Source organism: Curtobacterium sp. MCBD17_026, from assembly GCF_003234895.2.
Lineage (GTDB): Bacteria > Actinomycetota > Actinomycetes > Actinomycetales > Microbacteriaceae > Curtobacterium > Curtobacterium flaccumfaciens.
Genome location: NZ_CP126281.1, coordinates 261,545 through 274,483, shown reverse-complemented (window position 1 = coordinate 274,483; position 12,939 = coordinate 261,545). Strand labels below are relative to the sequence as shown.

Sequence of the window (12,939 nt, the reverse complement as noted above, 5' to 3'; positions counted from 1 at the left end):
GGTTCCCATCAGTTGATGCAGGTGCCCTCGGTGCCGTAGTTGTGCACGTCGGTCGACTTCGGCGACGGTTCCTTCGCGGGCTGCTCCGCCGGCTTCGAGCCCGAGCCCGAGCCGCTGTCCGCCGGCGTCGAGGGCGCGGCGCTCGGCTCGGTCGCGACCGGCTTCGCGGTCTTGCCGTCGGTGCCGAGCACCAGCGTGACGCCGGTGACCGCGTTGGTCCGGACGGCGACGGCGCCCGGCACGACGGCCGCGACGGCCTTCGCCTGCGACTCCTGACCGGCCGGGTACTGCACCTGCGTGACCTTCGTGGTGGACGAGGACCCGGCCGGTGCGACTTGGAACCCGCGAGCCGTCAGGACCTGCCCCGCGGCGGTGGCCGCACCCTGCGCACCACTGCCGTTCAGCACGGTGACGGACGTGTTCGCCGGTTGCGCCGGACCGGCGGCGGTGTAGGCCTCGGGCTCACCGACCAGGCCCTGCACGAAGGCCGGCAGCCCGACGGTGTCCACCTCGACGATGGAGAGCGCCGATCCGTTGACGTAGATCGTCGGGGTCCCGAGGGTCGGGATGGTGGCCGACTGGATGTTCGCGGGCCGGAGGTTCCGCATCTGCGAGGCGAGGTCGATCAGGTTGGTGTCGGTCTGGATCGATCCCCCGACGGCCTTGAGGATGTTGCCCATCTTCACCGGGTTGAGCAGCGTGCCCGCCGAGGTGACCTTCCGTGCCTCCTGGGACAGGAAGTACTGCTGACGGATGTTGCGGTCCAGGTCGCCATTCGGCAGGCCGTGGCGCTGTCGCACGAAGGACAGCGCCTCCTTCGCGTCCAGCGAGGACTTGCCCGCTGGCAGGTTCACCCCGGAGAACGGGTCGTTGGTGGCCTGGTTGAGGCACACCTCCACCGGCCCGAGTTCCTTCACGACCTGGTAGAAGCCGAGCAGCGAGACCCGGACGTAGTGGTCGATCTGCAGCCCGCTCAGGTTCTCGATGGTCTTGATGAGCATCTTCGCACCGCCGGTGTCCCCACCGCCGTTGAGCGTGCCGTAGTAGAACGCGCTGTTGAGCTTGCCCTTGCCGACGTCCGGGATGTCGACGTACGAGTCGCGGGGGAACGAGATCATCGTCGCCTGGCTGCCGTCGGCGTTGATGTGCAGCACGATCATCGTGTCGGTGTTCGTCGCGCCGCCGTCGTCCTCGGTGCTGAGCTCGGCGAGCTGCTCCGGGGTCGCGTTGTCCGGTCGGTGGTCGTCGCCGACGAGCAGGATGTTCTGCGCCTTGCCGTCGACGTCGTTCTTCTCGTCCTTGTCGCCGGTGATCGCGTTGACGATCGTGACGCCGTCGGACAGCTGGTTGTACGCGTACGCCGCGTACCCGCCGCTCAGCAGGAGGGCCATGGTGAGCACCCCCGCCACCGCCGGGAACACGACGCCAGCGCGTCGCTTCTGGCGCCCGTGGCGCGGCGTCGCGGCACCGCGGCGTGCGGGCTCGGTCGTCTGCTCGGGTTCGTTGCTCACCGGGAAACCATAACCGGCGCGCGCACGACGGACATGGGATGCGCCTGGCAGGTCACCCCATGCCCGCTGTCGCGTCCCTCACCGGACGGCGAGGCCCTGCTTGTTCGTCTCACGGGCCCGCAGCACGGTGATCCCCGTGATCGCCGCAGCCGCCATGACGTAGAAGGCGGGCGCGAACGTGTTGCCCGTGGCACTGATGAGCCACGTGGCGAAGTACGGCGTGATGCCGCCGAAGAGCGCGACGCTGATGTTGTAGGCGATGCCCATCGACCCGTAACGGATCGCGGTCGGGAAGAGTTCGGCCATCGCCGCGCTGACGGCACCGTCGAACGCCGCCATGAACAGGCCGAGCAGCACCATCGCGCCCGCGGCCGCCCAGAAGTTGCCGGCGTCCATGAGCATCAGCGTCGGGTAGGTCAGCACCAGGAAGCCGGTGCAGCCGGCGAGCATGACGGGCTTCCGGCCGATCCGGTCCGACAGCAGACCGAAGAACGGCACGAGTCCCGCGATCACGAGGAAGCCGATCACGACGACCCCGTACGACACCAGCGGCGAGTACCCGAGGTCGGCCTGCAGGTACGACGGCATGAAGGTCTGCAGGATCCAGTGGCCGACCGCCTTGAGGACGACGAAGCCGATGCAGAACAGCAGGGCCTTCCACCCGGTGCGGAGCGAGCGACGCAACGGGTTCGCCGCGACCTCGCCCTTCGCCTTGAGTGCCCGGAACTCGGGGGTGTCCTCGAGCCGGCTGCGGAGGTACAGGCCGACCAGTCCGAGCGGGACCGCGATGAGGAACAGGACGCGCCACCCCCACGTCTCGAGCGCGTCGTCGCCCGCGAGCGCGGTGAACAGGAACACCAGCCCGCCACCGACGATGAAGGCCGCGAACCCGAAGACGTCGATGAAGCTCGTCACGAAGCCCCGTCGGTTCGAGGGCGCGAACTCGGCCAGGAGCGTCGTCGCGCCGGCACCTTCGCCACCGGCGGCGAAGCCCTGCACGAGCCGGACCAGCACGAGCAGGATCGGTGCGAGCAGGCCGACGCTCTGGTGGGTCGGCAGGATGCCCATCACGGCCGTCGCTCCGCTCGTGATGAGGATGACCGTCGCGAGCGTGGTCTTCCGGCCGACCCGGTCGCCGAGCGAGCCCCAGAACAGACCACCGAGCGGGCGCATCACGAAGCCGGCACCGAACACGGCGAACGCGGAGAGCAACGCCACCTGGGGGTCGCCCTGCTTGAAGAAGTACAGCGAGATGACCGTGGCCAGGGTGCCGTAGAGGCCGAAGTCGAACCACTCGACGAAGTGGCCGACGCCCGCGGCGACGATCACCTTCCGCATGCCCTGTCGGCGCGCGTCGTCGCCCAGTGCTGCCTGGGCGTCCGGGGGGCCGGCGGCGTCCGCGCTCGTGCGCGTTCGGATTCCGTCGCTCATGGGGTGACCTCACACTTCGTTGTCGAGAGTTCGTTGACGATAGCACTTGCCGGGCACACTTTGCCACACAGTGGGAAGGAAGCGCCAGTGAGTGATACCGTCACCGCCATGCAGTCCCGTGAACAGCACCACGACGTCGTGGTCGTCGGAGGCGGTCTCGCCGGCGTGTGCGCCGCGGTCGCCGCCGCACGCCTCGGCTCCAGCGTCGCCCTCGTCACCAACCGCCCCGTCCTCGGTGGGAACTCCTCGAGCGAGATCCGGGTGTGGGTGGTCGGGGCGACCGCGCACGGAACCCATCGGTTCGCCCGCGAGACCGGGATCATGGGTGAGCTCTTCCTCGAGAACCAGTACCGGAACCCGCAGGGCAACGCGATCTACTGGGACCAGGTCGTGCTCGACCTCGTGCGCGCCGAACCGAACGTGCACCTGCACCTCAACACCGACGTCCGGATCGTCACGACCGCCGACGACGACGGCGCCACCCGGATCACCTCCGTCACGGGGTGGACGATGGGGTCCGAGATCGAGACGACCTTCACCGCGCCGGTGTTCCTGGACTGCACGGGCGACGGCCTCGTCGGCGCACTCGCCGGGGCGTCGTTCCGGATCGGCCGCGAGGGACGCGCCGAACACGGTGAGGCGTGGGCGCCGGAACAGCCCGACGACGAACTGCTCGGCAGCTCGATCTTCTTCTCGACGCACGACACCGGCCGGCCCGAGAAGTTCGTGCCTCCGTCGATCGCCGTCGACCTGACGACGACACCGATCCTGGCCAACCGGGCCATCAAGACCGGGGACAACGGCTGCAACTACTGGTGGATCGAGTGGGGCGGTGCGCTCGACACCGTCGCCGAGAACGAGCGGATCCGCGATGAGCTCTGGGGCGTCGTCTACGGGATCTGGGACCACATCAAGAACTCCGGCGCCTTCGACGCCGAGACCCTCACGCTCGACTGGGTGGGTGCGATCCCCGGCAAACGGGAGTACCGCCGGTTCATCGGCGACCACACGCTCACCCAGCAGGACCTGCTGTCGCAGCGGACCTTCCCCGACGCGGTGGCGTTCGGCGGCTGGTCGATCGACCTGCACCCCGTCGAGGGCGTGTACGCCGAGACCGCCGGCGCGCAGCAGCGGTACACGGACGGCACCTACGACATCCCCTTCCGTTCCCTCTACTCCGCGGACGTCGCGAACCTGCTCTTCGCCGGCCGGAACATCTCCGCGTCACACGTGGCGTTCGGCTCCACGCGGGTGATGGCCACGTGCGCCACCCAGGGCCAGGCCGCCGGCACCGCCGCACACCTCGTCGCCCGGCACGGCACGACGCCCCGCACGCTCGGTGCCGACCACGTCGAGATGCTCCAGCAGACACTGCTCCGCGAGGACGCCCCGCTCATCGGGGTCCGGGCCGTCGACGGCGCCGACCAGGCCCGCCGGGCGACGATCACCGCGAGCAGTGAACTCACCTCGATCGACACCACCCCGTGGGCGACCGCCGACACCTTCGCACTCGATCGCGACGTCGCGATCGTCCTGCCGGCCGACCCGGCGCTCGGCTCCTTCGCGCTCCGGACCGTCGCCGACGACGACGGCACCGCGGCCGAGCTCACGATCGAGCTCTGGACGACCGGCAAGCCGCAGAACTACGCCCCGATCGAGCACGTCACCACCCACACCGCTGCGGTGGCTACCGGATCCGGGGAAGCGGTGGTGGACCTCGCGTTCCGACCCGGAGAGCCGTGCAACGCGGTCGTCGTCGTCCGTCGTGCCCCCGGCGTCCGCCTGGTCCTGACCGACGGGCACCCGTACGGGGTGCTGGCCCTCCGTGCCCGCACGGCCGACGACGAGCAGTTCGACGACCACATCCCCGAGGAGTCCGACCAGCCCGTGACCGACTGGGAAGCGCGCGCCCTGCGCGGACGGTCCTTCGCGTTCACCGCAGCCGGCGCATCGGACGCGTGGCGGGCCTCCAGGGTGGTCGACGGGTACCAGCGTCCCTTCGGCGGCCCGCACCTGTGGTCGTCCGAGGCCGGCGACGGCCGAGCCACCCTGACACTCGACTGGACGGAGCCGATCGACGTTCGCCAGGTGCGGATCGTGTGGAACGACGACGTCGACGCCGACCTCATCAACCTGCACCACCACCGCACCCACTGGGACGCCGTCCCGACGCTCGCCCGTGACTACCGCATCGAGGTGTCCGTCGACGGCTCGTGGCGGCACCTCGAGACCGTCACGGACAACCGGCACCGGCATCGCGTCCACGACCTCGCCCCGGTGCGGACCGACTCGCTCCGCGTCGTCGTGACCGCCACGAACGGGTCGCCGTTCGTCACGGCGAGCGCCGTGAAGGTCTACTGACCCACCTGCAGCACCCACAACGATCAAGGGAGATCGCCATGCGCCTGCGCGCACACACCATCGCGACGGTCGTCGCGCTGTCACTCGCCGCCGTCGGCACGTCCGGGCCGGGAGGCGCGGCTGCGGTCGCGGACACCGCCGCCAGCCCGTCAGCGGTCACCGCCGGCACCGCCACGATCCAGCCCAACCCGGGGAACCCCACCTCGCCCACCGCGACCGCGCACACCGTCTCGGCGAACGGGACGGCCGTGCCGGTCAGGGCCGAGTCGGTCAGCGGCACCTCGCACGACGTCGCGATGTTCGCCAAGGGGGCCGGTACGGCGACCGTCAGCGTCACCATGCCCGGCCTCGCCGCGTCGGCCACACCGGTCGTCACACCACGGACGCTGTCGATCGCGACGACCCGCTCCGGTTCCACGATCACGTTCACGATCCGCGACGCACACCCGCTCGTGATCGAGACGCCCGGCGTTCGCGCACTGTTCCTCTTCGTCACGCCGGCCGAGACGACCGTGCCGGCCGACGCTGACCCCTCGGTCCGGTACTTCGGCCCGGGCGAGCACGACGCCGGAGTCATCCGCCCGACGTCCGGGCAGACGATCTACCTGGCTCCCGGCGCGCTGGTGCACGGTCGCATCGACGGTGACGGCGTCACCGGCGTGCGGGTGCTCGGCCGTGGGATCCTCGACGCCGGCGACGACACCTCGCGCACCGCGAAGACGATGGCGATCCGGTTCCGCGACAGCTCCGACGTCACGGTCTCCGGCATCGGCGTCCGGAACGCACAGTGGTGGCAGACGCTGTACATCCGGTCGTCGGGCATCCACGTGTCGTGGACGAACCTGATGGGCACGCTCATCAACAACGACGGCATCGACACCGACGGCGTGCAGGACATGGCGGTCGAGCACAACTTCGTGATGAGCGGCGACGACGGCTTCGGCTGGCACGCCCTCGACGCCGCCACGAACGGCGAGCCCGAGACCCGCGGGCTGCACGCCCTCGACACCACCTTCTGGAACGTCACCGGCGGCAACCCCGTCCGGTTCGGCTCCTCGATGGAGACGTCGCTGTTCACCGACATCTCGATCACGCAGTCGTACGTGCTCCGCGCCGAGGAGGTCGCCCTGAAGTTCGACGTGCAGGACTGGGCGACGGTCTCCGACGTCACGGTCGACGGCTTCCACGTGGAGTCGCAGCCGGTCGGGAAGCGAGCGATCGTGCTGCAGGTCCTCAAGGGGCAGTACTCGAACGACACCGGCTACCGCGACGAACGCGGTCGGATCACGGGCATCACGATCCGCCACTTCACCGACGTCACGGCGGACTCCGTGACGCTGTCGGGCTGGGACGCCGCCCACGGGATCTCGGGCGTCGCGTTCCAGGACGTCGTGCTCGGCGGGGTGCCGCTGACAGCTGCGCAGGTGCGCTCGAACGCGTTCGTCAGCGGCGTCACGGTGTCCTGATCGCCGTCGCAGACCAGAATGAGGGGATGACGACCACCCCTCCGAACCAGAGCGTCGAGCGCGCCGCGGCGGTCCTCGGCGCGCTCGGTGCTGCTGACGGGCCGATGCGTGCCTCCGACATCGCGCGGGCGATCGGCCTCGGGACATCGACGACGGGTCGGCTCCTCGCGACGCTCGAGTCGCTCGAGTACGTGCGCCGCGATCCCGATTCGCAGGGGTACTCGGTCGGTCGCGCCGTGCTCGAACTCGCCAGCCAGGGGCTCAACCACAACCCGGTGCACCGGGAGAGCCGGGCCGCGGCGCAGGAACTCGCGCACCGGATCGGCCTCACCGCGAACGTCGGGGTGCGCGACGCCGCCTCGTGCATCTACCTCTGCCACTTCGAGGGGTCACTGGCCCCGAAGTCGCACACCATGATCGGCATGCGACAGCCGCTGCACGCGTCGGCACTCGGCAAGGCCCTCATGCTCGACCTGTCACAGGTGGACCGGGAGCGGCTCCTCGGTGCGGACCTGGCGCGGTACACCGACCACACCATCACGTCGCACGACGCCCTGACGGCCGACCTGGCCGTCTCGGCGAAGCGCGGCTGGACCGAGGAGAACCAGGAACTCGCGCTCGGCCGGTTCTGCATCGCAGCGCCGATCAGGAACGCCTCGGGGGACACCGCGGCCGCGCTCTCGATCTCCGGACGCCTCACGCAGCTCCGCGACCGTGACCTCGGGTCCCTGGCCGAGGACCTCATCGAGGTCGCCGACCGCATCAGCGTCGGTCTCGGGATGATCAGCGCCGTCGCGCACTGACGGCTCGCCTGGTCGCGTGGTGACGCGGTGACGGCCTGGAGGCGTGTGGCGGGGCGGCCACGCGCCTCCAGGCCGTCGCCTGGTCGCGTCCGGAACGCTAGTCGCGCGACGGGAGCAGGTGGATCGCCTCCATGGCGAGCTCGGCGGCGATGGGGTCCTTCGCGACGACGGCGTCCTTGAGCTTGGTCAGCTCGGGCAGGATCACCTCGGCCGGCAGGAGCTCGGCGAGCTCCGGCACGCGGAGCTTGAAGGAGAGCCCGTCCGTCGTCGAGTTGCAGAGCTGCACGAGCGACGGGTTGCCGCACGCGTCGGCCCACATCGAGTAGATGCCGGCGCCGTCGCGGGCGACCTGGTCCTGCTCGTCGGCGCCCACCCGCGCGTGCACGTCGTCGAGCATCTTCACGATCTTCTTGCGCTGCGCGTCGGTGAACCGGGGCACCGCGAGCCGCACGACGCCACCGTAGATCACGCCGAGGGTGCGGTACGCGTCGAGGAGTTCGTCCTTCGTCGGCGCCGCGACCCGGGTGTAGCGGTTCGGCGCCATCTCGATGAGTCCGGCCCGGGCGAGTTCGGCGAGGGCCTCGCGGATCGGCGTCCGGGAGACCCCGAGCCAGGCGATCAGGTCGTCGTCGTTGAGCCGTTCCCCGGGCTCGAGCGTGCCGTCCATGATGGCGTCGCGGATCTTGTCCTGCACCGTGTCACGGAGGAGCTTGCGCTCGGCAGCGGGCTGCGTCGAGGGAACTGGCATGGGTCCAGCGTGTCACATGTCAGGGTTCGTGCGCGAGAGGCGCGACGGCCACCAGGCCCGGTGCCCGAGGTCGTGGGCCAGCGCCGGCACGAGCAGCGAGCGGACCACGATCGTGTCGAGCAGGACGCCGAACGCGACGACGAACGCGATCTGCACGAGGAACAGGATCGGGATCACGCCGAGGGCGGCGAACGTGGCGGCGAGCACGACGCCCGCCGACGTGATCACCCCGCCGGTCACCCCGAGTCCGCGCAGGACACCCTCGCGTGGACCGTGCCGCAGTGCTTCCTCGCGCACTCGTGTCATGAGGAAGATGTTGTAGTCGACGCCGAGGGCCACCAGGAACACGAACGAGTACAGCGGCACGCTCGGGTCCGCGCCCGGGAAGTGGAACACGTGGTCGAAGACGAGCGCTCCGACACCGAGGGCCGCCGCGAAGGACACGATCACGCTGCCGATCAGGACGAGCGGCGCGACGACGCTGCGGAGCAGGAGCATCAGGATCAGCAGGATGACGACGAGCACCACGGGGATGATGAGCGTGCGGTCGCGGATCCCGGTGTCGTTCGTGTCGACCGCCGTCGCGGTGACGCCTCCGACGATCGCTCCGGGGTCGACCCGTTCGACGGCGGTGCGCAGGTCGCGGACGGTCTGCTCGGCGGCGTCCGAGTCGGCGGCGTCGGACAGCGTCGCCTCGAGCAGGACGTCACCGCGGGAGACGGTCGGCGTGCCGCTGCCGGCGGCGTCCCCGGTCACCGGGACGGTACCGGCGGGACTGTCCTTCGCTGCGGCGACCACACCGTCGACCCCGTCCACCGCGGTGATCGCGTCGACGAGCTGGTCGAGGTCGCGCTCCGCGCCGATGACCTGCGCGGGGCTGCCGGAACCGCCCGGGAAGTGGTCGGCCAGCACGTCCTGGCCGTCACGGGCCTCGGACGACCCGATGATCAGGTCGCTCTGCGGCACCCCGTCCGCCTTGAGTCCGAACAGGCCGGCGCCCATCGCGAGCAGGCCGACCGTGCAGACGATCCACACCACCCGGGACCGCCGAGCGACGAGCCGGCCGACGCGCGCCCAGATGCCGCGGGCGTCCGGACCGGTGAGCTCGGGGTGGGCGCTGCCGAACGCCGGACGCAGCGGCCAGAACGCCGCGCGGCGGAACGCGAGCAGCAGCGCGGGCAGGAGCGTCAGGGCAGCGAGCAGGCTGAACGCGATGCCGATGGCCGCGACGGGGCCGAGCGCCTTGTTCGAGTTGAGGTCGGAGAGCAGCAGGCAGAGCACCCCGACGATCACCGTGCCGCCCGAGGCCAGGATCGGCTCGAGGCTCCCCCGCAGGGCGGCCTTCGTCGCGTCCCAACCGGTGCGGTGGTCGCGCAGCGCCTCCCGGAAGCGCGAGGTGTACAGGAGCGCGTAATCCGTCGCCGCGCCGATCACCAGGATCGACAGGATGCCCTGCACCTGCCCGTTGACCGTCACGATGTCGGCCTCGGCGAGCCACCAGACCACGAGGATCGAGGCGCACAGGGCGAAGGTGGCGGTCCCGAGCACGAGGACGGGCAGCAGGGGTGATCGGTAGACGATGATCAGGATCACGAACACCGCGGCGAGCGCCACCCCGAGCAGCAGTCCGTCGATGCCGGCGAAGGCCTCGGTCAGGTCTGCGGTGAACCCTGCGGGACCGGTGACGTAGCCGCTCACACCGGACGGGAGCGCATCGTCGACGTCGGCCCGGATGGCCTCGACCGCGTCCCCGGTCTCGGCGTCCTGCGTGAGCGTGGCGACGATCTCGACCGCGTCGCCGTCCTCGCTCGGGATCACCGGGCTGACGGCCTCGACGTCGGCGCGGTCGGACAGCGTCGTGGCCAGTGCCTTCGCGTCGGCGAGGTCCGTCGACGTCAGGCCACCGTCACGCTCGAGGACGATGATCGCGGGAGCCCCCGACTCGTCGCGGAAATCCGAGGACCGTTCCTGCACCTTGGTGGCGTCGGCCGAGGCAGGCAGGAACGAGGTCTGGTCGTTGGTGGAGACCTCGGAGATCTTGCCGAAGAACGGACCGCCGACGGAGGCGATGCCGAGCCAGACCACGATGACGAGCGCGGGGAGGACGATGCGGAGGAAGCGGGACACGTCGGTGAGCGTACACCGATCATCAGCATGCTGATTACTTGACGGTCGAGCGCACCTGCCGACCGTAGAATCACGACATGCAGGACATGACCGAGCAGTGGCCCCTCGGACGCCTGCTGTCCGCGGCCGCACGGTCCGTCGAACGGGACTGGGACGAACGCCTCCGCGCCATCGGGCTCTCGCACGCCGCGGTCGTCGCGATCGACATCCTCATCCGGACCGGACCGACCGGCGCCGACACCATCGCCCGCACGGCCCGGGTCCAGCCGCAGACGATGTCCCGCACCCTCGAGCGGATGGAGCGGGACGGTCTCGTCGAGCGGACCCCGCACGCCGCCGACCGTCGACGCCGGGTGGTCAGCGTGACACCCGCCGGCCGGTCCGCGTGGGAGACCGCGCGGCACATCGAGCGCGAGGTCCTGCCGGAAGACCCGGCACTCCGGACGGCACTGGGCGAGCTGCTCGCCAAGCCACAGCCCGAGTGAAACACTGTTCGTGAAATACCACATGCGGTAAGATCCCGTGGTCGGTCCGTGCCGACCTGACCACAGGAGCCCCGCATGTCCGAACGCCGAGCCGCCCGGGCGGCCGCAGCACACACTCTCCGCGCACCCGGTCGCAGCACGCGGCGACGGCGACCGTTCCTGGTCGCACTGATCGCGACGCTCGGCTCGCTCGTCGGTGTCGCCCTGGTCATCGCCGTCGTGGCGAGCGTGTTCGTCGGCGGACTCGCGCGGAGCTTCGACGCCGGTCGCGACACCATCGCCGACCCGTTCCCGAGCGGTGCGCGGCCGAGCACGTCCGGCGGTGAGAACATCCTGCTCATCGGGTCGGACGCTCGCGCGCAGGGCGGCCCCGAGGGCGCGCGGCCCGAGCTCGGCGGCCGCTCCGACACCCTGATGCTGGCGCACGTCCCCGCCGACCGACAGCACGTGTACCTCATGTCGATCATGCGCGACTCCTGGGTCGAGGTCCCCGGACACGGACGCGCGAAGATCAACGCGGCCTACTCCTGGGGTGGGGTCGCCCTCACCACGGAGACCGTCGAACAGCTCCTGGACATCCGGATCGACCACGTGGCGGAGATCGACTTCGCCGGGTTCGAGGACATGACCGATGCCCTCGGCGGCGTCACGGTCGACTCCCCCCGGGCGTTCTCAGCACGCGGCCACGACTTCACGGCCGGGGCGAACCGGCTCGACGGCACCGCAGCACTCGCCTTCGTCCGGGAGCGCTACGCCTTCGTCGACGCGGACCACACCCGCGTCCGCAACCAGCAGGCGTTCATGCGCGGCGTCGTGAACGGGCTGCTGTCCCGCGGCACCGTCACGAACCCCGGTCGCATCCAGGACTTCGTCGCGGCGACGAGTGCGCACCTGTCGGTCGACGCCGGGTTCTCGTTCGCACGGATGGCGGAACTCGGGTGGTCGCTCCGAGCGGTCCGGGCAGACGACCTCGTGACCTTCACCGTGCCGACCGCGGGCTCAGGGACGGCACCGGACGGGCAGTCGATCGTGAACCTGAACGAGCTCGCCGTCGGCTCCCTGTCCCAGGCGCTCCGGTCCGACGACGTCGCCGGCTGGCTCGCCGACAACCCGCAGTAGCCCAGTACCGCGAGGCCGCACGCACGACGACGCCCCACGACTCGAGGTCGTGGGGCGTCGTCGTGTCCGGTCTGCGGAGAGATCAGGCGGGGAGCTGGAGCTCCTGGCCGGCGTAGATCAGGTTCGCGTCGTCGATGGTCGACGTGTTCGCGGCCCAGAGCTGCTTCCAACCGCCGTCGACCCCGAGCTTCGTCGCGATCGTGTCGAGCGTGTCGCCCGAGGCGATCGTGTACGTCTTGCCGCTCGTCTCGACCGGGGCCGGCTTGCTCGGCGTCGTCGCTGCCGGGGCGGGCGTCGACTCGGTCGTGCTCGGCTGCGGGGCGGCCTGCTCGGCAGGAGCCGGTGCCGGAGCGGCAGGCTGCGGGGCAGCCTGCTGTGCGGGCGCCGGAGCCGGTGCGGGGGCCGGAGCGGCCGCGGCGGGGGCTGCACCGCTGGTGCCGCTCAGCCCGAGCTGGGCGGAGCAGGCGGGCCATGCACCCCAGCCCTGCGAGGCGAGGACACGCTCGGCGACGGCGATCTGGGCCTCGCGGCTGGCGGAGGCGGGGTTGCCCGCGCCACCGTTCGCCTGCCAGGTACCGAGGTTGAACTGCAGGCCGCCGTAGTAGCCGTTGCCGGTGTTGATGGCCCAGTTGCCGCCGGACTCGCACTGCGCGAGCTGGTCCCAGGTCGAACCGGACGCTGCGTTCGCGGGGGCTGCCGCGAGGCCGACACCGGTCGCTGCGATGCCGGCGAACGCCAGGCCACCGACGATGGTGCGGGTACGGGAAAGCTTCTTCATGTGATTGCTCCACCGGGGTCACGAGCCGCATCTGCTGCGGAATCCACTGCCCACCCCGACCGATCGCGGTCAGTTGTGGGGTGCGCCACCGGGGGCAGTGGTCATCGGGC

10 protein-coding genes are annotated in these 12,939 nt (G+C 70.7%); 5 read left to right on the top strand and 5 right to left on the bottom strand.

Annotated elements, in window-relative coordinates:
- Positions 1–8: 8 nt before the first annotated feature.
- On the bottom strand, positions 9–1,511 hold the full coding sequence (locus tag DEI85_RS01305) for an LCP family protein (RefSeq protein WP_110858599.1): 1,503 nt from the start codon (positions 1,509–1,511) through the stop codon (positions 9–11).
- A 78-nt stretch (positions 1,512–1,589) separates the two neighbouring features.
- Complete coding sequence (locus DEI85_RS01300; protein ID WP_111123797.1) at positions 1,590–2,942, bottom strand: MFS transporter; 1,353 nt, start codon at positions 2,940–2,942, stop codon at positions 1,590–1,592.
- An 87-nt stretch (positions 2,943–3,029) separates the two neighbouring features.
- Between DEI85_RS01300 and DEI85_RS01295 the strand changes: the two genes are divergently transcribed.
- From DEI85_RS01295 to DEI85_RS01285, 3 genes are read left to right on the top strand one after another with little or no spacing between them, the layout of a single operon-like run.
- Entirely contained in the window at positions 3,030–5,303 is a 2,274-nt protein-coding gene (locus DEI85_RS01295; RefSeq protein WP_349815119.1) for an FAD-dependent oxidoreductase, read from the top strand.
- Positions 5,304–5,341: 38 nt separating this feature from the next.
- Positions 5,342–6,769 (top strand): glycoside hydrolase family protein, encoded by a 1,428-nt coding sequence (locus DEI85_RS01290; RefSeq protein ID WP_111123799.1) that lies wholly within the window; start codon positions 5,342–5,344, stop codon positions 6,767–6,769.
- 26 nt (positions 6,770–6,795) lie between these two features.
- Positions 6,796–7,572 carry an IclR family transcriptional regulator gene (locus DEI85_RS01285; protein WP_027467181.1) on the top strand — a complete coding sequence of 259 codons (777 nt, stop codon included), beginning with the start codon at positions 6,796–6,798 and terminating at the stop codon, positions 7,570–7,572.
- Between the two features lie 97 nt (positions 7,573–7,669).
- On the opposite strand, the gene DEI85_RS01280 is transcribed toward DEI85_RS01285, so the two are convergent.
- Positions 7,670–8,320, bottom strand: coding sequence for a GntR family transcriptional regulator (locus DEI85_RS01280; RefSeq protein WP_110858595.1), 651 nt, complete (start codon positions 8,318–8,320; stop codon positions 7,670–7,672).
- A 12-nt stretch (positions 8,321–8,332) separates the two neighbouring features.
- Complete coding sequence (locus DEI85_RS01275; RefSeq protein WP_111123800.1) at positions 8,333–10,447, bottom strand: MMPL family transporter; 2,115 nt, start codon at positions 10,445–10,447, stop codon at positions 8,333–8,335.
- Between the two features lie 77 nt (positions 10,448–10,524).
- On the opposite strand from DEI85_RS01275, the gene DEI85_RS01270 reads away from it, so the two are divergent.
- Complete coding sequence (locus tag DEI85_RS01270) at positions 10,525–10,932, top strand: MarR family winged helix-turn-helix transcriptional regulator (protein WP_111123801.1); 408 nt, start codon at positions 10,525–10,527, stop codon at positions 10,930–10,932.
- Positions 10,933–11,007: 75 nt separating this feature from the next.
- Positions 11,008–12,051 carry an LCP family protein gene (locus tag DEI85_RS01265; RefSeq protein ID WP_111123802.1) on the top strand — a complete coding sequence of 348 codons (1,044 nt, stop codon included), beginning with the start codon at positions 11,008–11,010 and terminating at the stop codon, positions 12,049–12,051.
- 82 nt (positions 12,052–12,133) lie between these two features.
- On the opposite strand, the gene DEI85_RS01260 is transcribed toward DEI85_RS01265, so the two are convergent.
- Positions 12,134–12,829: a LysM peptidoglycan-binding domain-containing protein gene (locus tag DEI85_RS01260; RefSeq protein ID WP_111123803.1), complete on the bottom strand. Its 696-nt coding sequence runs from the start codon at positions 12,827–12,829 to the stop codon at positions 12,134–12,136.
- Positions 12,830–12,939 lie beyond the last annotated feature (110 nt).